Source organism: Candidatus Hodarchaeum mangrovi (assembly GCF_975850365.1).
The window spans coordinates 11369-34743 of record NZ_CDLCQJ010000023.1 but is presented as its reverse complement, the minus strand read 5'-3'; the positions used below and the strand labels follow the sequence as shown (position 1 = coordinate 34743).

Genomic DNA, 23375 nt, shown 5'->3' with positions numbered 1-23375 from the left:
CTTATCTTCAACAGCTACCGATATAGTTAATGGCAGATTTTCTTCTCCCACAAGAGTTGGTTGTCCTGTTATTGATTCACCTTCAAATACATGAGAATAAAAATTGGGTTCTGTTGTGTCAATTGTATCAGCTAACTTTAACTCGGATTGATTAAAATTCTCATCATCATCAATAGCTCTAATATAATAATCAATATCCTTTAAAAGTGCTTCGCTAGTTATAAATACTGCAGGGATATTTCCAGTCCATGTGTTCCCTGATCCTTTTAGCATTGCAGTTGAGAAATAGGTAACACTAGAATTTAATTTATAATAGATAAAAGCACGATTCACAGCTGAAACAACGGATCCTGAATCAGTAATAGTCGCTGAAACTGAAAATGATTCTCCAACTTCTGCAATATTAACTCCATTTTTTGTACTGGATCCTACAATATTAGTAATAGTTGGTTTTACATAATCATTGTCGATTGTAAAAGTTATTTGTCCTGTGCTAGCTGAGAGTCCACCATAATCATTTACAGTCATAATTACATGGTAATTTCCATTATCTTCTCCTTCAGCACTAAAATTAAATGTTTCCCACCTCCATTTCCAAAGTGAACTTGTAATAGTTTTTGTTCTTATTAAAGAGCCTCCTGGAGAGGAATAAACAGAATAAGTAACATTTTTTATACCAGAGTTATCAGAAACAGACATTGGTCCAACATCATACGTTCTACGAATGTACCCGCTAGGTGTTAAAGTAGCTGCGGAGAAGGAGATTGCTGGGCGATCTTTTGAAAGTTGCATATCTGTTTCTGAGACAATTGCTGTCTTGCTTGTATCCAATTTATCACCCTCATCAGTTGTAACGACAATCTTATAGAGAACTGCATTATCATAGTTTTCTACAGGAATGGTAAAGCGGATGGTCAGTTCCTCGTTTGTAGCGAGAGGATTGACCGTATATGGATCATCATTAGTAATTCCTTGTATACTTCCTGCATTTGTTATTTCTGTCCAAATTTCTGTGAAAGGCGTGGCATAATATATCATGATTGAGACCACATCAACTGAACCAGTTCCAGCATTTGTCAGAATTACAGTACCTTTTCCATAACCTACACCCTGATCAAGTGTCCGTGTATAATCATCATCATATTCAACAAACGCATCAGCTATTTCCAGATCGGTGGTAGCTTGAAAAAGCGGGAGCACGACTATAAATATAGCTGCTGTTGCAGCTACTGCCAACCCAATCAACAAAATTACAGCAATAACCGGGGATATTGCTCTTCTCTTTCTTATTAGGTGAATCAATAATTTCAAATGTAAATCTCTCCAAATAACAGCTTTAAACAGTTTTTTTCATGGAATTTTAGAATTATCATGAAGTTAATAAAGAGTATCTTTTATTCTAAATGTTACTTCATTATAAGATATAAAAGAATTTTCAAACTCTGAGAATCGTAAAATCTACTTGGATTCTTATGGATTTAAGTCTAAGTAGAAATTTTACCTCAATGGAACATTTTATACCTATTACATTAAAAAAGTAATATGAATAGATTTAGAAGATGCTTAATCAATTTAGTTTTAAGCTTAAAACATTAGGAAAGGGATATTTTGGATAGCAGGGAACCATCATTATTAGATATATATCGAAACGCAGCATTAGGCAATCCATCAAACACTAGTTTAAAATTTTGGGGAGAAATTCCATCATCTTTTTCACAAATCGGTAAAATTTTAGAAAAACAATATGCACCCTTAAATTTTCAAGATTATGAAGAAAATCTTGAGAAATTAAGACAAATTGCCACACAAAACCATCGAAAATATGGTACATTGACTTCTAGTGTTAAAGAATCTCTTGAAAAAATAAATAATGGAATAATTGAAGTAAGTCATCAACCATTATTTTTGGGTGGCCCTGTATTTATTTTTAACAAAGTAGCTCTAACAGAATGGCTGGGAAAGCTATCGAATTTAGGAACCCTCTTTTTTATTGGTGATCATGATTCTATTCAAAATGAATTAACTGTGGCTCGGTTTCCTCAATCCAATTCCTCCTCTGGTTTAACTTTAAATGATTCAACTCTTACATTGCCTGCTTTAACCCCAATACATCAAGTATCGATTCCCTCTGAGTCTTGGTTTCAGGAGAATAGGGTAAAAATCCAGGAAAATTTAAGACTCTTGTTCAAATACGCAAATATAAAGCTTGAATATCGTCAATTGTTATTTGAACGTTTTAATTCTTGGTTTAATCTTATTTATAGCAAAGCTATTTCAAGTAATAATTTTTCAAATTGGATTCAAAGGATTTGGAGTCAATTATTTAATGTAATAAGTGATAAACAGCTTTTTCTCTTACCATCCAGTAATTTAGAGTATAGAAAGTTGGTTATTTCTGGTTTTGAGTTTCTTCTTACAGAACAAAACCGTATTACATATATTCAGATCCTTAATGACATATACAACTATTTAATGGATAAAAACATATCTCCAGGGCTTCCTTATCGAAGTCATGATTATGTACCCTTTTTTATGGAGTGTTCCCGATGCATAAATAAGACTCGAATCGAATTAAGGATTCGTGAACCTGGAACTTTAGTAGGAAAATGTACAAATTGTAATGAGGAATATGATTATACATACAATAGTGTAAATCCTGATTTATCAGATATAGCTACCATTATTACTCCTAGATCTGATTCAAGAGCAGTAGTAAATTGCATCACATTTCCTATATTTGTCCACATAGGAGGAGGTGGAGAGACGAAATATTATTCAGCTGTAATTCCTGCGATGCGGCGATTAAAATTACCCACTCCAGTTCTAATACGTTCTAACCGTATTTTTTATAATACACCATGGGGGGTCACCGCAGCGAATGATAATCAAACTCCAATACTTAAAAAGGAAGTATATGACATATTTGAGATATTTAATAACAGTTCAGAATCACAGGAGATTGTTACATCTTTAAAAAACATGCATAATTATTTACGAGGAATTTTTTCATCAGAGGAACAAATCCTTAATGCTCAAATAGAAGAGCTTAAAGAAAATTCGAAAAATATTGAGTTACGAAGATCGATTCGAACAAGAGAAATAATGCTTTCTTTAAACTTTGGACGTTTTGCTCCCCAAAAATCTAACCAAGAAGTTTCTTGGAATTGGTTAGATTTAGCATTATTAACTGGAATAAATAATATTGTTGATATATTTCAGCGTCAATTAAAGGAGGGGGCTTATCCTGGGCACACTTGGTATATTAACCCAGGAAAATTTAATTAAAAAAAATAATTAAGCCACTTGCTGTAATAGTTTCCCTAATCTTTCCATTCCTTCTTGAATGATTTCAGGAGTTGTATAAGAATAGCTTAATCGCATACCATTAGTTTTAATTCTGTTTCCATGCAACTCATTGTCATTCTTACTAATAGAGTAACCTCTAATGGGATAGAAAGATTGACCAGGGACATAAACAACTTCGTTTGGAATTGCAACATCTTGCATGAACTTAGCTGAGTCAAAATGCTCATTATTAAGCATATACCAGAAGAAAAAACCACCTGTTGGATTTGTACGGCTCCCATCGGAGGGAAAGAAATCATCAATTACTTTCTGCATAACGTCTCGTCTTTCTTTGTATACTCTTAAGATATCGCCTAGAACTTTATCAATATAATTTGAATAATAAATATCTAAAATTCTTTGATTTAATGAGGGTGTACACAAATCCAGATAGCCTTTATCCTTAATCATGGGATCCATTAATTTTTCTGGAAGAACTGAATATCCGAGACGGAGAACTGCAGCTTCCTTACTACTAGTTCGTAGATACGCAACCCATTCATTTTCTTTATCATAACTCTTTATGGGATCTGGGATTTTTGTGAACTGAATCTCGCGATATGCAGAATCCTCTATTATTAAAATTTCGTGTTGAGTGGCAATATTAAAAAGTTCCTTTCGTCTTTTTTCCGAAATTGTTGTTCCTTTAGGGTTATCTGAATCGGAAACAACGTATACAGCTTTCGGAGTACGTTTTAATTCCCTTTCACTTATAATTATTGCTTTTTCGACATATTCTGGAATTAATCCATTCATATCAGAGGGGACTGAGAGAACCTCTCCCCCTAATTTTGTCACTGGAACCACAAAACCTAAATAAGAGGGACGAGCCATGACAATTACATCTTTTGGCCGAAGAAGAACGTCTAATAGCCCATATAACATCTGTTGAGAGCCAGTTGAGATCAAGATGTCATCTTCTCCATTTGGGAGAATTACATTATCTTTTCTCTTTATTCGATTCCCTAAGGTCTTTTTTAAAGATGGAAGACCACCTGTTGGGCCATAATTGAGGATGTCTAAACCTTCTGTTTCTAACTCTTCAGCAATTTGGTAGAGTATTTTTTGAAATGTTCCAATAGGGAGACTACCAGGTTTTCCTCCACCAAAATAATACTTCACTTGAATTAGAAGAAGTCTACGAATTTCGCTTTCTGGAACAAATTCAGTCCATTCAGCAAGTTGATCATAATAAGGAGGAGTCATAAGAAGCCCTTCCATTTCTCAGTTAAAAAATTGGACATAATAATGCTTTAATGATCTGACCCATTAGAAAAAATTTGTACTATATATATTATTTTGCTGGTATAAGTTTTTCCGTATGTAATTTCGGGTAAACTGGTGAAATAAAGTAAATCAGTAGAAATATTAGGTTTTCACCTTTTCTTAGAAACATTATATATACCCTCAGAAAAACCAACTCCTCAAATTAGAAAGTGTATGATATGAACCAATGCTTTGACTTGGAAAGATACAAAATTTTTTTCTAAGTAAATCTTATTTGGAATCTATCACAGGTTAAAGGGTTAAAAAAAAATAATATATCCAAGCAAGACGGTGAAGATGATAATGCTTGATAATCTAGTCATAGAGGCACTCTCTCATTCAATCTCACAGTTAATGACAGTTGATATTGATATTATGGAGACTATTTCAAGATCGATTGAAATTCCTCCTTCTCTTGATCTGGGGGAGAGATCATCAAATATAGCCTTTAAATTAGCTAAAAGTCTACGAAAACCCCCTAAACAGATTTCTGAAATCATATCGCTTGATATTAATAAAAATTTATCTGAAAATAGTATGATACAAAAAGTTAAATCTGCTAATGGATATATAAATTTTTATTTTAATTTTTTAATGATATTCAAAGAATTAAATAGAAAAATAAAACTTGAGAAAAATAATTATGGAAAAAACAACTCTGGGCAAGGGAAAAAGATCGTTATTGAACATACATCTATTAACCCTGTAAAACCTCTTCACATTGGTAATTTAAGGAATGCAATACTTGGAGACATTATTTCGCGATTATATCATTGGAATGGATGGGAAATTGAGGTTCATAATCTTATTGATGATTTAGGAAGGCAAGTAGCTACTTTAGTATGGGGTTTTCTTAATGGTATTCAATTTGAATTATCTAGAGACCCATCAGAAAAATTTGACGTTTGGCTTGGGAGATTATATTCACAAAGTAACAAATTTCTAGAAGAATCGAATAAATGGGACGAAGTAGATGCTATTATGATCAATATGAGAGATGACCCCATTTTATATAGCTATATGCGTAATATTTGCCAAGCATGTGTAGATGTGAATTTAGAAACTGCATGGCAATATGGAATTACTTATGATTATCTTGTTTGGGAATCAGACATATCTAAATCAGGAATATGGGAAGAAACATTACATTTATTAGAAAAAAATAGTTCTTTTACTTGGGAAACCAAAGGGGAAAATAAAGGTTGCTTTGTGGCTTATTTAGGTGATCTTCCTGAGTTTCAAGATAAAAAAAACCCTGTTAAAATCTTTGTAAGATCGAATGGAGTTCCAACTTATGTAGCGCATGATGTTGCTCTACAATTTTGGAAGTTTGGAATTGTCAAAGCTTCATTAATTAGTAATGGGATCGTTCAACAAAAAAATGAAAGTGGTGAAGGTAAAAAGCTCTGGAGTAGTAGTAATTTAAATGTTGCAAAATATCCATCTATTGAATTCGGAAAAGCTAACAGAGTTTGTAATGTAATAGGCGTAGAACAAGAATTTCTTCAGGAAATTGTGCGACACACCTTAAAACTATTGAATATGAATGAAAAATATGAAAATTCGTTTCATTTATCTTATAAGCATGTCAATGCTCCCCATGCCCGTTTCTCGGGGAGATCTGGAAACTGGTATGAAGAAAGGGCTTGGGCTGATGCAGTACTCCAAGACACATTCGATGAAGCTTACAAAGTGATTTCTTTAAAACGTCCTGATTTAGAGTCAGATTATTCTAAAAAACGTGAAATTACTTTAAAATTATCAGTGGGTGCCATTCGCTATTGGCTTGCCAAATTTTCTACTGAAACAGAAATTAAATTTCGAATTGAAGATGCAACTTCCTTGGAAGGGGATACTGGTCCCTTTCTAGTTTATTCTCATGTTCGTGCTAATAAGATTCTTGAGAAAATGGGAAAGCATAAGGTAAAAAAACAGTATATAATTAATGAGGAACAAATCTCTCTCCAAGAGAAACAATTAATATTAGATCTCCTTAGATTTTCCGTTATTGTTGAAGAGGCCGCGTCTGTTTTCCAACCCATTCAAATGACTAAATATGCAAATGAATTAGCCTCCTCTTTTAATAAGTTTTATGAAACGTCTCCTGTTTTAAATGCTGAATCTCCAGACCTGAAAGCATTCAGAATTTTGATAGTTGAATGCTTTCTCATAGTAATGGAAAATGTCCTTAAAATACTTGGAATTTCCTTAGTTGACGAAATGTGAGGGTTTTTATGCGTGTTTCTAATAAGTTAACAAGTTTAATAATATATTCACTTACATTAGTTGTTTTGTTAATTATTTTATTGTATGTTCAACCTATAATGCTTATTGAAAGTATACTCCAATTAGGATTCTGGGGTATGTTTGTATTATCTATTTCACTTATTTCACTATATTTTGTTGATATGATTGTGCGTACCTATCGCTGGAAATTATTATTACTCGCTCAAGGTGTTGATCTCAACTTTACCAAGTTATTTCTTCCCACTATATCAGCTTTAATGATAAATCTCTTTACAATTGCTCGCGCTGGGGAAGCAGTGAGGATGTACTCTTTAAAACGAAATTATAATACCAAATATTCCGATACTTTTTCATCTATAGTAATCGAACAGGTTTTAAGTATAATTGGATTACTTATTGTTGTAACAGGAACTCTTTTTTTACTTGGAAACTCTCTTACCTCTCTTAACGATTCAAAAATAATTCAGCAGCTTATAATTTTTTTATTTGTCTTCTCTTTTGCTGGATTGATAATTTTAGCAGCTCTTCTTATACTTCCGGATATAGGAAACACTCTAATAGACTTTTTCCCGTCATTTATTAGTGAAAGACTTCAATCGGTTTATAACTCCTTTCAAAATGGATTACATGATCTTCGATTAAAACCAAATCTTTTAATTTCAGGAATAATCACTTCAGCTTCCATATGGATAATTGAAGGAATAATGTTGTATGTTATTGCATTCACTGTCTTTCCAGCTCATGAAGGATATTTGAATGTTATTGATCTCCCATGGGTAATAGCAGCGTCGTGTGCAGGAAATATAACATTTATTATTCCGATTTTACCCGGAGCCATGGGAGAGTATGAAGCTGTAGTAGCGATAATTCTTTATGGAACACCTAATTATCCTGGTAGTGGAGCAGTAAGTATTGCTCTCATTGATCGTTTTGCAAAAACTATAATGCTAGGAGTCTTAGGGGGTATTGCCTCTTTAAAGCTTGGTGGTATGGAAATATTCCGGATAAAGAAAAAAATTTCATCTGATGAATCAGAAATTGGAAATAATAGAAAAAAAATGAATTAAGAACTCAAGAGAAAAGATAAAAATTATAAAAAACCTTGTTAGGAGGATAAACATATTAACTCTATACAAGAGATTGTAGTTTCTAGAAGAGTAGCTTTTGGACCGAATGCTATCAAGAAAATTTCAAGCGTTTGTGACGACATTGGTATATCAAAAATCATGATTTTCAGTGGAAAAACTGAAACACAAAAAATCACTCATGACTTAGTTATACCTGAATTAGAAGATCATATTACATATGATCATATTTCTCTTTCTAATTCTATCACTTTGGAAGATCTAAATAACTATGCTACTAACTTACCCGATTTCGAAACTCAGTTAATGGCTGTAGGGGGAGGAAAGATAATAGATTATGTCAAAGTTATTGCTAGCATCGCTAAAAGGGATTATATAGCTATTCCAACTAATGCAAGTCATGATGGTTTTTCTAGTCCATATATTAATTTTCTTCTTCGTGAAAAAATAAAGAGAGAAGGAAAAACAGGCCATTTTCCAAGTTATATTCCAACATCGCCTTTAGCAATAATAGGAGATACAAAACTTGTTTCCCAAGCATCTGAAGCATCAATTTCTGCTGGAGTAGGTGATGTTTTATCTAAATGGGTTGCAATTCGAGATTGGAGGTTAGCAAACAGATTAAAAGGCGAAAAGTTTGATATTTATGCTGCAACGTTTGCAGAAATGACTGCAACTTTGGTCTCAGATAGGGTTTCGTCATTAGGTCAGGGTTTTATTAGTGAAAAGGGAGCAAGAGACCTATTGAAAGCTTTGGCTAGTTCTGGGGTTGCAATGTGTATAGCAGGATCTTCAAGACCAGCAAGTGGGTCAGAACATTTAGTAAGTCATGCTCTGGATAAAGTTGCAGAAAAAGAGAGATTAAATATCGCTCATGGGCATAAGACTGGATTAGTATCTATATTGATGATGTATTTACATGGTGGAGATTGGCAAAGAATCCAAAATGTATTGGAAAGAGTCAAAGCACCCTTAACATTGAAAGATCTAAAACTAGATAGGGATATTTTCTTAAATGCAGTCAATGTTGCTCAAAAAATTCGTCCAAATCGTTATACTATACTTTCGGAAGGAATAACAAAATCAGCACTTATTAATGCTCTTGAAATAACTGGAATAGATTGATTTGTCTCAAATAATAGCTGGGATAGATGAGGCAGGAAGAGGGAGTGTTTTTGGTCCGTTAATAATCGTTGGAGTCACCTTTCAAGAGGATATTTTAAATCAAACTCAAGGTATAAAGGATTCTAAATTATTTCAAGGAATTGAGGGGAGAAAAGAAAGAGAAAAACTAGCGAAATTATTACAAGACTCTTCAATCGAATATAAAGTAGAGGAAATTACAGCAGTAGAAATTGATAATGTGTTAGACAAACGACCAAAGGATAATTTGAATTTACTTGAAATTAGAGCTATTGGTCGGTTAATTCTTGGGCTATGTAGTGAAACTGTGAAGATTGACACGATTTCCAACCCAAAATATACCATGCACGAATTAAAGATGTATTTTCATAGTTTGGGTAAAGAATTTTGGTACAAACGCATTCTAACTAAACACGGGATTGGTTTTTCTTTAAATGATAAATCTTTAATTAAAAAAAGTGTTTTTATATCAAAAAAAGCTGACCAGCTGTTTCCTATTGTTTCAGTAGCTTCTATTATCGCTAAATTCATTAGAGATCAAAAATTACGAGAAATAGAGAGACAAGAACAGCTTCCTGAGAATACACTTGGACTAGGATATCCAAATGTTAAAGATAAAAACCTTATGAACTTCTTTCAACAAAATCATAAGAGAATTTATGACCGTAAATACACATTTATCCGTTATAATTGGGAATGGAAACCTCTCCAAGATATAATATATCCAAAAAAACCTACATTAGATGAATATATTTAATCTAAAATAACAGTTAAAGGTGAAAAGATGGACTTTCAGGATCATATCTTTAAAACTTATGACATTAGAGGGAAATTTCCAACCGATTTTTCTTCAACTACGGCAATGAATCTTGGAAAATGCTTAGGAAACCAATTTGGCATAGGTAGGAATATAGTTATAGGTGGTGACGTCAGAATATCCACCCCTTTAATAAAATCAGCACTAACGACAGGATTACTGGAAGCTGGTTGTAATGTTCTTGATGTTGGTATATGTACCACACCTACAATATATTTCTTAGCAGTCAATAATAAGGAAATCAATGGAGGGATAATGGTAACAGCAAGTCATAATCCAATTGAATATAATGGAATTAAAGTTTGCAATGAAGATGGAATTTCATTTCATATAAATAATCTGTTTCAGGAAGTTAAAAGGAAATTAAAAGAAAATTTACTTTTCTCTGCCCCAATAATGAGTTATGGAAAACAATTAAATATAGATAAAATAAATAATGTACAATATTGGACATATCAGAATAAGTCTTTTAATCCAAGCTCCAAATTGATCGTAGGGGTTGAACTAGGGAATGGAACTTGTTTTCCTATTCTCTCCTTACTTGAATCGAAAGGATTGATAGTTAGATCGCTACATTCAGAACCAGATGGGCGATTTCCAATAATGATTCCAGATCCAGCAAAAGAATCTTCATTAAAATTCCTTGTTGAATTAATAAAAGAACAAAAAATTGATGTTGGAATTGGTTTCGATGCTGATGGAGACAGAATAGGTTTTGTTGACGAAAAAGGGAATATAGTAAAGCCTGATCAAGTAATTATGCTTTTTGGAAGATATTTATTAAATAAAAAACCTAAATCAGAGATTTTAATTGATATTAAGACTTCTAGAGCGACTTACGAATATCTTACTAATATTGGGGCAACAGTTACCTTTACTAAGGTTGGACACTCCTGGATTCATGAAACCCTTTTAAAAAAAGGAGCAATTTTTGCAGGAGAACTGAGTGGTCATTATTATTTTGGTTTAGATTATTATGGATTTGATGATGCAGTATATTCAGCCTTAAAAATGATTGAAATTCTATCTAAATCCAGCAAATCCTTTTCAGAGCTTTTAGAACAACTTCCTGTATACCCTTCAACAGAAGAAATTCGGATACATTGTCCAGAGGAAATCAAATCTAAAGTTGTTTCCAATTTGGTTGAATTACTTTCAAAAGAAGCAGTAAATTCTATTACTATTGATGGTATAAGAGCAGAATTTGATGATGGATGGATACTTATTCGTCAAAGTGGTACTGAGCCAGTTATTTCCGCGCGAGCTGAGGCAATTAATTTGCATAAACTAGATGAATACCGAGATTATATGCAGGAACTCATAACAGGAGAGATAGAAAGACATAGTTGATCAGTATTTTTAATAAAGTAGTTAATAAACACAATTAAATATTTAGGTGTAGAATATGGATGAGCGAATACTTGGCGGTTTTTTAATTATTATTGGATTATTTCTTGCAGGATTTGGAGGAACAGCAGGTGATGTTATTTCAGCTTTTTTTTATATTGTAGGATTTCTAATAGCGTTTGCAGGCTTAGGACTATTTTTAAAATATTGGAAAAGTCATTCTTCACGAAATAACTAGGAATAGAGACATAATTATATATGAGTTTCAATTTGGAGGGATTTCAATCTTATTTATCATGATTGTTATTGTTTTAGCAAGTTTTAGGTTCTTGAGAGCCTGTGCTATACGTTCAATTCCCTCTAATTCATGGATTAAATTGTTCAAAAATGAGAGAATATCCCCTGGATAAAGTAATAACTCATATCTACTCATTGTAGCAGAAATCTGGTTAATTCCTTTCCCTGCAAGTCTCTCGTCAAGGATTAGTTTACCAATCCTTTGAGATCCATGATCGCAATATGGATTTTCTCTACATTTACAATTAAAGATCTGTTGAGTCCATTTAGAAAATAAAGTTAAACACCATTTATTTAGCTCTGTTCCTTCTTTTCCCTGCAAGGACGAAGTCATAACATCTAAAACAGGACTATTGATAAGTCGAGTTGAAAAGCGCATATGATAAGTCTTTTCTAGATAAGTATGGAGTTTTCGTGAGATATAAACATTCTGAGGAGGATTAGATTCAAGAGCAATAGATAAAAAGTGTTCCTGTCTTTGAATATGCTTTTTAATTGATATTACTTTTAATGGAGAAAAAAATGATAAGACTGCTGCACGACCCAAAGATGTTAAGTTTAGATATCTTAATTTGTTATGTGTTTTTATTTTTATTAATGAATTTTGAATCAAACTATTGGTGACATGTCTGAAATTAAAATTCTTTGTTCCAATCATTTTATTATATATTCTATAAGCTTCCTTAGGAGAAATTTGAGGTTTAGACGAGCAAATTGATAATATTTGTTCCCCACATGAGTTTTCATCATAATTAGGAGTGATAGAAATAAGTTCTGCTTTCAAAAGTTCAAATGCGATTTCTATTTCACTCCGTGCATCAAGAGAAGAAACTGATTCTCCTAAACATAACAGAACAGCTCGGCCACGATCATGTTTTCCTAATCTTCCAGCTCTTCCATGCATTTGGGTAAAAGTATTCGGATCGAGAAGTTTATTTCCCATCATTAAGGATTCAAAAATTACCTGTGATGCTGGAAAATCGACTCCTGCACCTAATGCATATGTACTGACAATTGCAGGACATTCTCCCTTTGTGAACGCTTGTTCAATTCGTTTTCGAAGTTTATAAGAAAGTCCTGAATGATAAGCTCTTGCTTCTCTTATTCCACATTCTTGTAAATAATCAGTGATTTCTGCTGTTTTTCTTCGTGAATTTGTAAAAATTATTGTTTGACCTCTGAATCCTGTCGAAGATACAAACTGGGTTTCTTTTTTTATTAAATTATAGATTTGACGTAGTTTATCTTGAAAACTTCTTGAAATTAGTACATGTTGTTCAAGAGAGACTGGTCTCTGATCATAAGTTACTAAATCTAAAGAAAGATCTTGTGCTAGTTCTATGGGGTTTCCAATAGTTGCTGAAAGGCATAAAATCTGTGCTTTTTTTGTGTAAGTTCGAATTTTTGCTATTAAACAATCAAGAGTTGGGCCTCGATCTGGATCTGCTAGAGATTGAATTTCATCGATAATAATACACCCTATTTGATCAAAATCAATATCTCCAGCTCTTAACAACAAATCAAGACCTTCATATGTGGCAATAATGATATCTGAGTCCTTTATACTATATCGATTTGCATAAAATTCTTTTCTTTCTTCTTCAGAATCGAAAATTCGTGACTTACCTATTCTTAGTCCTACTTTGACTTGAGAACCGTAATAATTCTTGAAATCTTCAAATTTAGTATTTGCCAAGGCAACTAAGGGAACGATATAAATCATTTTTTTCAAAGACATAACATGGTTAATTCCTGCGATCTCTGCAATCAAAGTTTTTCCTGCACTGGTGTTCGCAATCACAAGAAGACTTTTTCCTTGCAATAAACCCTTTTTTAAAGCTAAAACTTGAATCGGGAGGAAAAAATTAATATTTCGTAATTTTAATGACTGGGAAATAATTAAGGGAAGTTCAAACTTTGATACTGGTTGAAGTGTTTTGTTTCTTTCTGTAACTGACATTTGATGAATCTGATTAACCATAGTAATTTCACTTAAGTCTGAATCTCCCTTCGTTAGAAATTCAGCAACCACATTAGAATCTTGAAATCTATTAAGCAAATTAAGAGCATATCTCTTAAACCCTGGACTAGCTAATAAATCCACTTTTTTAGCTTTTAATTCCTTTTCTAATTCAGAAATTGCACAGGACTTACAAATTATTCGATTATACGCTAAATAATTATCTGAGGCTGATAACCAAGTAATTTCTTCATGAATTAGGCAAAATGGACACAATTCACCTTCTATAAGCTTGGTCTTTATAGCAAAATCATGACAATAATTTTTAATCCCCTCTTTCTCTCTCGAGGTGAGGTTTTTATCTAAAATAATAATACTTGATTGCACAAAAATTTCTTGAATAGTATTTTTAGGGGGATATGCTTTCCATTTTCCCTGTTCTTCCCATAATATTCGTCGTGGTCTCCATAATGAATCATGTTTAAACAAAAACTCAATTCTACCTTTGTAAATTGGTTTTCTCTTATTTAATCTTCCACGTGAAAAACATAAAATTTGTACAGTGTTCTCTTGTTTAAACGGTAGTATGATTGTAGATACAATTGAACGAATATTATATAAAGAGCTCACTGTTATGCAACAACCTAATTGGGTTTCAATTTAAATCGATATATAATCGTTTTATCGTTTAATTACTCTTTATGTATATCTATTATTTATCAGGTAAAGAATATAATTTGATAGTTTTATAAAGAAAAAGATCAGATCTAAGATGGGCTAGCACCATTGAGAATTTACCTCTCTTGATGTAGTAATTATAGAATCATATGTTAGAATTAAATTAGGTGAAAATAATTGCCAATATGCTCGAAATGTGGATCTTATTTCTCAGAAAGCTCTTGTCCTCATTGCACTCCAGAAGACTCTCCTAATTCCCCTGTGAGAACAATAGAGATTGAAAAATCAAAGAATGTCCGAATCATTGACCCATTAGAACTTTTAGATTCAATAGAGAAAGGAGAAAATGAACTTAAAATTCTTTCAGCAGAAAAAGAATCGGAACTAAAAAATATTGGTGGAGAATTAACTAATCTAGAAGAAACAGAACAAAAATTAAGGACTGAGGTTGATAGTATTAAAACTAAAGTTTCTGATCTTGAGTCTCGTGTCAAACTTAATGAATCTATGAAAAACGAACTTAAACAAAATCAACAATTATTAAGACAAGAAATAGAATCATTGAGATCACGAAAAGAAGAATTACAAGAGAAATTAACTTATATTAAGACAAAGAGTAATAATGAAGGAGAAAACTAAAAATGCCTACATGTCAACGATGTGGTTCTTATTTTATAAGAGCACCTTGTCCAGTATGTTCTCCTCCAGGAGTAGAACAATTAATTGTAGAATCAAAAGAAAAAAAAGGGAAAACTATAGAAGAATTACAAATAGATCTCTCAAATCTTCAAGAAAATCTTAAGAAGAACAAACTTGAATATGAAACGAAAATTCAGGATTTGAAAATGAAAAAAACATCTCTTAATGAAGAAATAGCAAACTTAGAGATGATTCGATCTCAATTGAATGAAAAGAAGGTTACAATTGAGAAAAGAGACATGGAATTAGCAAATGAAATAAAAAATACCAAAACAAATCTAGAAAACTTAGAAACTGAAAAACTCCGACTAATAAAAGAGAATAGAGTCCTAGAGGAGGACATCTCAAGTCTTGAAGAATAGTTCATAATTCTTATCGAAAATGTAATTCCTTAAAGGTAATTCTAGATAGTGGATATATGACTTATCCTATTCAAAATTTAGGTTTTCTGCTCTAATCTTAAAATTTTGACAGATACAGAATCACCTTAATCCAAACAGAAATTCATGTTTTTCATCATTTTTCGGTTGTGATTATTTCTGAAAGAAATATTTCGACAGAGTACAAAATTTAAGGAGTATGTTTTCAACCTCAGAGTATATCTTAAAGGTCAAGATTTAATAGTTAATATAGAAGGTCCAAATGATCATTTAGGTGGTATAGGAGTAGGAGTTCCATATTTGCGGATTACTGGTGAAAAATCAGCAAATTATCATATTTTCTCACTTCCTCATCATCGTGATGCAGAAGTAGCAGGAATTTTGGCACGTACCATAGCAAAGATCACTCAGAGAAATATAATTGTCTTGTTTGGAATTCATCTTCAATCACCAACCAAAGAAGAAATAAAAGAAATTATTGAATTCCTTGAACTTTGGGTTACCAGATGGTCAAAGGAGATTCTAATTTTTTTTTAACGAAACTTTTTTACGTTTACATAAGCCAGGCCAATGAAACTTATGCCGAGAATAATTATAATTAGTTCATAAGGCTGAATAGGTGGTTGAGGGTTGAAAGTTTTTATTATTTTAAAGCCAGGATATAATTTTCCTACTAATGTGTTAGCTTTTAAAGCAGTATGTGTATAAATAGTAATTTCATATTTATTGGGAGATAAACTCGTCGTTGGGAACGCTAAAAAGTATATAGCAGACTCATTTTGGTCTAATGCAGTTGTAATACTAGGTAAAGATTGATTAAACTTCCCTGGATGTTCTAAATAGTCCAAAATTCCAAAAAGATTGAGATTAGGAACAGAGATATTATTTAATTTTTCATTTCCAATTCTGAAAGAAATGGACAGAACAGATGTAGTATCAAGAGCAAAAGTAGATAATCCCTCTTCATAATCTGAAGCAACATAATCAACTTCAGTAATAACCAATTTTCCATCTAAAGTGAAATTATAATTTAAGGGATTGCTTGTATTAATTGGATCACGAATGAAAACAAAAGAATTATTCCATTCTGATTTAATGCGAAATCTGGATCCAAATGTAGCAATTGGAAGGTTTGGATTAACTTGGGCACTAATATGTATTGTTTCATTTGAATAAACTACTTTATAGTTTTGAATAAATTGAGCTGGAAGAGAATTATTAATGATTCCTGCATTTATACTAATAAGGGAAGAATTTTTAATTTCATTAACTCCACCTGGAGTAGAAAAACCGATTCTTAATGAATAATTTATTGTTTCTCCAATATATATTGTAATATTGTCTATTTGAGTAATATTTCGATATTCTGTTTTGAGGGAGGCATTGGTAATGGTTGGAATTCCTTCAATTCGTATTAAAGGCAGGCTATCATTTTCTATAATTTCAAATTTATAACCAGATGACTGATTCCATGTGAATTCAACTGAAACATTATAGTAACCATATAAAAATTGAAGAGGACAAAAATTTTCATTTGTAGAATATTCATTTCCACCTAGGTAAGATAACTTTACCATAAACTTCTTATTAGATGTAATATTGCTCGAAAAAATTAAAGATGCATTTGCCCTAGCTGTGAAAGCCCCAGAGCTATATTTCAATGATACATTAAGATTCAACTCATTACCTGGATAATAAATTGGTAGTTTTGAGATATTATAAAGAAAAATTTCATCATCAACTTCTACAAAAATAGAAATAAATTGCTTGAAACTACCATTATTGTAAAAAATTGATATTTTCCATGAACCAAGAACACTATCTTTGGTTAAATTCCAAATAAAGTCTATAGATTTCGATGTTTCATTAATAGCCTTATTAATAAAAAATGATGTTGTGTTGTTAGTTGGAGTTGTTAAATTAGCACTAATAGTCCCCTGTGTGATATTTTCAACAGAATAAGATAATACACTTCGATTTTGGAGAAATATAGAAACCGTTACATTATCACCTGGCTTAATCATTGAATTATTAAATCTTGTTACCGTTGAGTAACCAACGAAGATCTCCGAAGTGAAATTAAAAGTAGGAGGACGTATAACTGGGAGATTTCGTATAGTTAATTGGTTTATCATTTGATGGGGACCTAGCATCCAGTTATAATTAGCTAGTGTGTCATTTTCTAATTTCACAACATATATCGCATTAGATTTACCAATAAATGCTGAATTTGTTTCTAAATATGAAGAATGGGTTAAATTCCAATTATCAATAAAACTATTTACTACAAATGATCCATGTGGCTTGTAATTATAAACAGTAAAACCTTCTTTAATTTCAGCTATATTTCCTTGAATAATAAAATTTGATTGATTAATGTTTATATTATCTTCATAGTGTGATGTTTTTAGATCTAAATCAATAGATGAATATAAATCACCAGTTAGAAGGAGAGTTAATGCACCATAATAAGTATCATGAATATTAACTCGTTTATTGACATAAGTTTTACTGTGAGTAATGTTATTTGAACTAAATCCTCCAATATCCGATTCTTCCGTTGCAGTGAACGTTCTATTTTCTCTTCGTAGAAATTGAGACGAATACACAAACTTAAGTGTTTCAGAATGATTCAGTTCGTTTGTAGCATTAAGAAGATTTAATATGGCATAACTTAATGCAGTTTCTGAAAGAGTACTGATTTTAGAAGGAGATACTGTTATTCCACCCATTGTAGTTCCTTCAGAGACAACTAATCCCTTAATCCAATTAACTATTGAGGCTTTATAATCTATCAAAGTCTTTGGGAGAGGCGACATTATAATTTTGGCAAACCGTTCGAGAATAGAGATTGATTGTAAAGCATACCAGTTATTTTCGATAAGTTTACGTTGATCAGAAGATTCAAAAATTGAATTATTTGACCAATGGTTATCTAAGAATGTAAAAATATTTAAAGAATGGTTATCCATAAAATCGGTTACGTTTTGAGTAACAACAGGAGTAGTTACAGTATCCCTAAGTTCAGGTAATGTTACACACTTATAAACCAGGTCAAGAATAGTAAGAGCATGAAATGTTGCCTTTATAGATGATTTTCTTCCGATTTCATGAAATGAATTATCGGATTTATTAAAGACTGTATTGATAATAAAATCAACTAAATTAATTGATCTTTGCTTTAGCAAAAAAAGTTCATTCATAACCCATAGTGAGGCAAAAACTCCGTAGGTTCCTTCTAGTGAAAGAACATTGATATCAGATGATTCAGGATCATATAGGAGATATCCATTAGAATCTTTATCCTTTAAATCCACAAGAAGTTTATTTGAAATAGCATCTTCTTTTTTCTGCCAATCAGGGCCAAATAGATAGTAATCTAATCCAAAAAACCGTAATATTGAAAGAGCCTCAAAAGTGGCAATAGATGTATAATACCCATTTGAGGCTTCAGAAAATATTGCTTCTTTATCGTCATATAAAGATTTAACATAATTATACAGACTCTCGAGATCAAAAGTATAATTACCAATAAAATATGTTGAACTAGTAATTTTACTTACTAGAGTGTTTGGAATAATTGAATCTTCTATAATCTCTTCTTTATCTTGTGCCCCGAAAATAGGGATAAATCCATTTATTAAGAATATCTGGGAAGAGGTTAAAATAATAAAGAATAAAAGCGAAATATAGGAATAAATATGTTTTTTCGTGAATTTTACTCGAAACATTGGTCTTTCACGTCAATTAGGGCTTTGAATTAGTTTTAATTTTCAAACTTAGCCGTTTTGAGTTTGCTTTCTTTGAAAATATTATCCTTTCGACATGACAAATTTTTCCGGTAAAAGACAACCCAGAATTTTAAAAAGATAATATACCGAAAATTCTTAAAAAAATCTTCCACATCCTTAGGATAAAGAAAAGTTAGCAGGTTGAAAGCAGATTGAAACGAAATCTAGAGAGTCAAATGCGATTATCCTTACGTGCTATCCTTTCTAAACAAATGACTGGGGGAAGCGACTCACATCTAGTAATAGCATCATTTATTAGTGACGAAAATGGTTTTCCATTAACTGGACTAAAAAGAAGTAATGAATCAATAGTTGACATGGAAGATACAGAATTTGAACAATTATCAGCTGTAATTCCACAGATTTGGGAGAATGTTCGTCCTGTTTTATCAGGAGTCATGAATTTTGATTCCAATAATAATGAAATTAATCATTTAATAATAGGAGTTAAAAAACAAGGGAAGGAAAAAGCGAATATTGAGTTGATGATTACCCGACTGGAAGAATTATTTATCTCTTCACTTTATTACGCGAAAAAAAGGTAGAACTGGTGATACATTGTCGAAAAGCGAAATAGCGGAGTATATTGAAGAAATTAATAAACAAATGTTTAAAACAATAAATATCGCCTATGAAAAAAGTCGTAGAATTCGGGAAAGTGTCCAAAAGGAAGCCGAAAAGGTTCGTGAGGGAAGTAAAAAACTTTTAGATGAAACTGATCCTCAGTTGACTGAAGAGGGGGTTCAAAAAATTACTAAAAAAGGAAAAATTTACTTTAGATCGTTGAAAGCAATGAATTCACTTGTTCATTTTCTTTATAACCAGTTTGACGAGTTTGATATTCCGAATCCTAAAAATAATTTAAGTTTTAATGATTTTAATCAATTTATTAGATCATTATCTCGCTTAATGAATGATACAACCCGTGAACAAAAGAATACAGATTCAATAATGGGACTTGACTTCATGCTTAAGAAAAGAGGGATATATGGTCCCATTTCAAAATTAAACTCTGATTTAAAAGATCTTAGAGAGTTACAGAAAGCAGAATATACCGTTATAAAAGCTCTAGAGGATTTAGATGGGTTATATAAAGATGTGGAAGAGCTGAAAATTAAGAAGGAAACAACTGAAGTAGAATTGGAGGCTATAAAATTAGATCGTGAATCCCTTTCAAATGAAATTCAGACTTTAGAAAATGATATTTCAAAACTTTTTGAAGATCCTGTATTAAGAAACTCTAGGGAAAGGGGAATAAGAATGACTGAGCTAGAAATAGAGATTGGGAGGCATTTAAATTCTTTTAAGAAAATTTTCAAAAAATATGCACGGGAAGTTCAACGAGGATCTATTTCAGGCGATTTTGGACTAGTAAATGCTGCTATTGCGTATGAAGAAGAACCTGTAAAAAGATATCTTGAAGAGAGTGAGACAAATCCTGAAATAATATCTTTATTTCAAGAATTAATAAAGGTCGGAGAAGAGAGTTTAAAATTAAAACAAAAACATCTAACTAATATGAAACAAGAACTTTTAAATATTGAAAAAGGAAAAATGAACGTACTTAAAGAAGAATGGAAGCAGTTGGCTAATCTAAAAGACCAAGATGAGACATCCAGCGAATTTCGAAGAGTTAATGAGAAGTTAATACAACTTGAAACGAAGATGGGGGAGTTGAAATCCAAATTAGAAGAAAAAGATAATGAAATATCCCTCACAGAAAAATCTTTAGTAAATTTAGCTGAATCTTTAGAGGAAAGGAAAGATAGAGCTAAAAGCATCCGTTCTGAGGTAATTTCAAAACAAGGTTAATAAAAATATAACAAGTGATTATATTGGAATTATAAACCAATATAATTATTTTTTATCCCCCTATCAAATATTTTTAAGGAAAGAATGTTTCCTAATCCCATCTCCTTCTTAATATTAATCATATGGAAAGGGTAATCGAGAATAATAGCATCAATCTGATTTGATAGTCTTTCTTTTTCCATTCTTCCTTCTAAAAATTTTATATTCATATCTGAAATTTCTATTACTTTACAAGGGGCTCCAATATCGATATCCTCTTTATCGTAAAGAAGAATAGGTTCTTTAAGAGCTTTAAGTCTTTGAAAGAAATCTTTTTCCTTCTCCCAATTTTTTGATTTAATCATTTGGAACAGAGGTGGAAGTGAAATGACTAAATCACGGCCAGAATATTGAATTCTTTCACCATTTGAAGTTGAAAATAAAAATATAGATGAATGAAAATCCTCACCTACTTGAAATTCTTCAAATGTCCAAGGATGAATATATCCGTTTTTGTAGACAAGCCAATAATCTCTCATTTCTAAATCCTTAATTCTTAAACCTATAGATTTTTTTAATAGTGTCTTTCCATTATGATCAAATTGAAATCTATGAAATTTATTTTTCTTTATGTCAACAAACTTCAAAGTGAAAATTTTACCTGATTTATCAAAATATTTTTCATTAGGATCTGCTAAAACTATCGTAAAATCCCCTTTTGAGATATACACATGGTTTCCGTTTTCTATTTCAACTTTCAAGTCAAAAGGAGAGATAATATTTTGGTTCCGTCTTATATCAATGACCTTTCCCCAGTAAGTTGGTTGTTCAAGTCGCCAGGGTTTTGCGAGAATAAATCTGTTCAAATAGCTTTTAAATTCTGCTTCTTCAAATACTATATCGCTATAAGTACTGATATCTCCAAAGTCTCTGCTAAATTTATCAGAAAGTAAGTTAGCCATTTTAGTAGCATTTTTTTGGAGATTTTTAATAGTCCGCTTTCTCAATCCTGGTATCATAAGCATCCAGATCATAATTCCTGCTTTGAAAGCACTAATTTTTGGGTCTATTTGAAGAGCTATCCGTATAGATGTAAGTGGATGGGAAGCAATGAGGTTCATAAGACAAGTCATTCGACTTGGTGCTAAATTTCGGTATAAATAGAACGCTTGATCTCCCATAAAGCGAATATTCTCATCTTTGGTTCTTTCCTTCCCTGTCATTAATTGAGTATTAAATCCAATTTCTCCAGCTATCCCATAATAAAATCCTTCTAAACGGTAAAGAGACTCTGCTAGATCTATTCCAAATCCTTTTTCTCGTGTAATTTTATCTGCTTGCCCTTCTAACATTTTTACGAATGTAAGAAGAATAGCAAAAAGAATGATGTTAAATATCCAAAAGGTGAGAAAATCCCATGCTTCACTATTAATTTGAAGAACATATTCCCATGGACTCGAAGGAAAATCAATCAATGCTTTAAAAATCAACTCAACTGCTGTTAAACCCAACAATAGTAAAGTATGTTTTCGCTGTACATGAGCAAGTTCGTGTGCAGTTATTCCTCTTATTTCTGAATCTGTAAAAACACCTAGATCTGATGCAATGTAAGCAATTCTCTGGTCAAACCAAGGACCAAATGCAAAAGCATTTAAAATAGGTGCTTTAACAATCCCAACTCTTTTGATCGGTGTATTGATTTTTACTTGAACTTCTTCAATTATATTTTCGACACGTTTGTCCTGTAGTGGTTTAATACCAAATAAAAATGTTAACAAGTAACCTGAAATCAAGTAAAGAAAGATATTTGCCAAAAATATTGCAATATATTTCCAGAGATCGAGTTTAAAATTTCCAAGAGGTAAATTGAGGTCAATTTTTGGGAGATTAAGTTGCAATATTATAAATAAGGCAATGAAATATAATACAAGATATGTCATCTGCGGACTGATGAATCGAGTAACAATGATAAATTTACGACCAAATACAGCAAACGCTGTAAAAACCATGATCCAAATAATTAAATTATATCCTAATCCAACAAAGAACTGCTGAATATCAATATCAGAACCCAAAAATCCAGATAAAATTGAAGTAATAAAAGATCCTAATGAAGGAATAACTTTTGAAGAAATAAATCCTATCATCACCATTAAAAAGAAAAATCCATAACTAATAGTAAAAGTAATCATCATACGAAACCAAATAGGATTTTCACGTACTTCAAAGGAACCTATAATCATTAAGGCTAGAATTCCAGCAAGGCCTGCAAGTAAAAGATCTCCTGTAACTGCAAAAAGTCCTGTTGATACAGCTCCGATTCCAGATAATTCCATAACATCTGGATATGAATGATATTTGATAAATTTTCTAAGTTCAAGTCCAAAAATAAGCGTTAAAGCCATACAAATGATCCCAGAAATCACTTGCGGTGAAAGATTAGAAAACAAATCATTTATGATGTTATTTGCAAAGATACCTTCAACCATATAATAATACACCTGAATATATCGTCAAACATTGGAGAAT

17 protein-coding genes are annotated in these 23375 nt (G+C 31.8%); 12 read left to right on the top strand and 5 right to left on the bottom strand.

Going from position 1 to position 23375, the window contains the following annotated elements; translation table 11 throughout:
* Positions 1 to 1311: archaellin/type IV pilin N-terminal domain-containing protein (locus tag ACWVCY_RS03295; RefSeq protein ID WP_455140262.1), on the bottom strand; the 1311-nt coding region annotated here is incomplete at its 3' end.
* A 297-nt stretch (positions 1312 to 1608) separates the two neighbouring features.
* Between ACWVCY_RS03295 and ACWVCY_RS03290 the strand changes: the two genes are divergently transcribed.
* Positions 1609 to 3285: a hypothetical protein gene (locus tag ACWVCY_RS03290; RefSeq protein ID WP_455140261.1), complete on the top strand. Its 1677-nt coding sequence runs from the start codon at positions 1609 to 1611 to the stop codon at positions 3283 to 3285.
* A gap of 9 nt (positions 3286 to 3294) precedes the next feature.
* On the opposite strand, the gene ACWVCY_RS03285 is transcribed toward ACWVCY_RS03290, so the two are convergent.
* Entirely contained in the window at positions 3295 to 4551 is a 1257-nt protein-coding gene (locus ACWVCY_RS03285) for an aminotransferase-like domain-containing protein (RefSeq protein WP_455140260.1), read from the bottom strand.
* Between the two features lie 363 nt (positions 4552 to 4914).
* Here ACWVCY_RS03285 and ACWVCY_RS03280 point away from each other — a divergent pair, with 363 nt between their 5' ends.
* Genes ACWVCY_RS03280 through ACWVCY_RS03255 form a run of 6 tightly spaced genes read left to right on the top strand, consistent with a single transcriptional unit; the run spans position 4915 to position 11488 of the window.
* Complete coding sequence (locus ACWVCY_RS03280; protein WP_455140259.1) at positions 4915 to 6837, top strand: arginine--tRNA ligase; 1923 nt, start codon at positions 4915 to 4917, stop codon at positions 6835 to 6837.
* 8 nt (positions 6838 to 6845) lie between these two features.
* Complete coding sequence (locus ACWVCY_RS03275; RefSeq protein WP_455140258.1) at positions 6846 to 7925, top strand: lysylphosphatidylglycerol synthase transmembrane domain-containing protein; 1080 nt, start codon at positions 6846 to 6848, stop codon at positions 7923 to 7925.
* 54 nt (positions 7926 to 7979) lie between these two features.
* The gene (locus ACWVCY_RS03270; protein WP_455140265.1) at positions 7980 to 9068 is read left to right on the top strand and encodes an iron-containing alcohol dehydrogenase; all 1089 of its coding nucleotides are present in this window, start codon (positions 7980 to 7982) and stop codon (positions 9066 to 9068) included.
* A gap of 1 nt (position 9069) precedes the next feature.
* The gene (locus tag ACWVCY_RS03265; protein WP_455140257.1) at positions 9070 to 9843 is read left to right on the top strand and encodes a hypothetical protein; all 774 of its coding nucleotides are present in this window, start codon (positions 9070 to 9072) and stop codon (positions 9841 to 9843) included.
* A gap of 27 nt (positions 9844 to 9870) precedes the next feature.
* Positions 9871 to 11253, top strand: coding sequence for a phosphomannomutase/phosphoglucomutase (locus ACWVCY_RS03260; protein WP_455140256.1), 1383 nt, complete (start codon positions 9871 to 9873; stop codon positions 11251 to 11253).
* Between the two features lie 55 nt (positions 11254 to 11308).
* Complete coding sequence (locus ACWVCY_RS03255) at positions 11309 to 11488, top strand: hypothetical protein (RefSeq protein ID WP_455140255.1); 180 nt, start codon at positions 11309 to 11311, stop codon at positions 11486 to 11488.
* A gap of 27 nt (positions 11489 to 11515) precedes the next feature.
* Here ACWVCY_RS03255 and ACWVCY_RS03250 read toward each other — a convergent pair whose 3' ends face one another.
* Positions 11516 to 14137: a DUF5814 domain-containing protein gene (locus tag ACWVCY_RS03250; protein WP_455140254.1), complete on the bottom strand. Its 2622-nt coding sequence runs from the start codon at positions 14135 to 14137 to the stop codon at positions 11516 to 11518.
* A 225-nt stretch (positions 14138 to 14362) separates the two neighbouring features.
* Between ACWVCY_RS03250 and ACWVCY_RS03245 the strand changes: the two genes are divergently transcribed.
* From ACWVCY_RS03245 to lpdD, 3 genes are all read left to right on the top strand, one after another.
* On the top strand, positions 14363 to 14824 hold the full coding sequence (locus ACWVCY_RS03245; protein WP_455140253.1) for a hypothetical protein: 462 nt from the start codon (positions 14363 to 14365) through the stop codon (positions 14822 to 14824).
* A gap of 2 nt (positions 14825 to 14826) precedes the next feature.
* Positions 14827 to 15246, top strand: a complete 420-nt coding sequence (locus ACWVCY_RS03240) for a hypothetical protein (protein WP_455140252.1) — start codon at positions 14827 to 14829, stop codon at positions 15244 to 15246.
* 177 nt (positions 15247 to 15423) lie between these two features.
* On the top strand, positions 15424 to 15801 hold the full coding sequence (gene lpdD / locus ACWVCY_RS03235) for a prenylated flavin chaperone LpdD (RefSeq protein ID WP_455140264.1): 378 nt from the start codon (positions 15424 to 15426) through the stop codon (positions 15799 to 15801).
* On the opposite strand, the gene ACWVCY_RS03230 is transcribed toward lpdD, so the two are convergent.
* Positions 15798 to 18995, bottom strand: coding sequence for a hypothetical protein (locus ACWVCY_RS03230; protein ID WP_455140251.1), 3198 nt, complete (start codon positions 18993 to 18995; stop codon positions 15798 to 15800). The two genes, lpdD and ACWVCY_RS03230, sit on opposite strands and share 4 nt — an antisense overlap.
* 212 nt (positions 18996 to 19207) lie before the next feature.
* Between ACWVCY_RS03230 and ACWVCY_RS03225 the strand changes: the two genes are divergently transcribed.
* On the top strand, positions 19208 to 19600 hold the full coding sequence (locus tag ACWVCY_RS03225; RefSeq protein ID WP_455140250.1) for a hypothetical protein: 393 nt from the start codon (positions 19208 to 19210) through the stop codon (positions 19598 to 19600).
* Between the two features lie 13 nt (positions 19601 to 19613).
* Positions 19614 to 20867 (top strand): hypothetical protein, encoded by a 1254-nt coding sequence (locus ACWVCY_RS03220; RefSeq protein ID WP_455140249.1) that lies wholly within the window; start codon positions 19614 to 19616, stop codon positions 20865 to 20867.
* A 29-nt stretch (positions 20868 to 20896) separates the two neighbouring features.
* On the opposite strand, the gene ACWVCY_RS03215 is transcribed toward ACWVCY_RS03220, so the two are convergent.
* Complete coding sequence (locus ACWVCY_RS03215) at positions 20897 to 23335, bottom strand: M48 family metalloprotease (RefSeq protein ID WP_455140248.1); 2439 nt, start codon at positions 23333 to 23335, stop codon at positions 20897 to 20899.
* Positions 23336 to 23375 lie beyond the last annotated feature (40 nt).

Excerpts from the sequence above, each read along its gene's own strand:
- ACWVCY_RS03285 (WP_455140260.1), bottom strand. The coding sequence starts at position 4,551 with ATGACTCCTCCTTATTATGATCAACTTGCTGAATGGACTGAATTTGTT.
- ACWVCY_RS03280 (WP_455140259.1), top strand. The coding sequence starts at position 4,915 with ATGCTTGATAATCTAGTCATAGAGGCACTCTCTCATTCAATCTCACAG.
- ACWVCY_RS03275 (WP_455140258.1), top strand. The coding sequence starts at position 6,846 with ATGCGTGTTTCTAATAAGTTAACAAGTTTAATAATATATTCACTTACA.
- ACWVCY_RS03260 (WP_455140256.1), top strand. The coding sequence starts at position 9,871 with ATGGACTTTCAGGATCATATCTTTAAAACTTATGACATTAGAGGGAAA.
- ACWVCY_RS03255 (WP_455140255.1), top strand. The coding sequence starts at position 11,309 with ATGGATGAGCGAATACTTGGCGGTTTTTTAATTATTATTGGATTATTT.
- ACWVCY_RS03240 (WP_455140252.1), top strand. The coding sequence starts at position 14,827 with ATGCCTACATGTCAACGATGTGGTTCTTATTTTATAAGAGCACCTTGT.
- ACWVCY_RS03230 (WP_455140251.1), bottom strand. The coding sequence starts at position 18,995 with ATGTTTCGAGTAAAATTCACGAAAAAACATATTTATTCCTATATTTCG.
- ACWVCY_RS03215 (WP_455140248.1), bottom strand. The coding sequence starts at position 23,335 with ATGGTTGAAGGTATCTTTGCAAATAACATCATAAATGATTTGTTTTCT.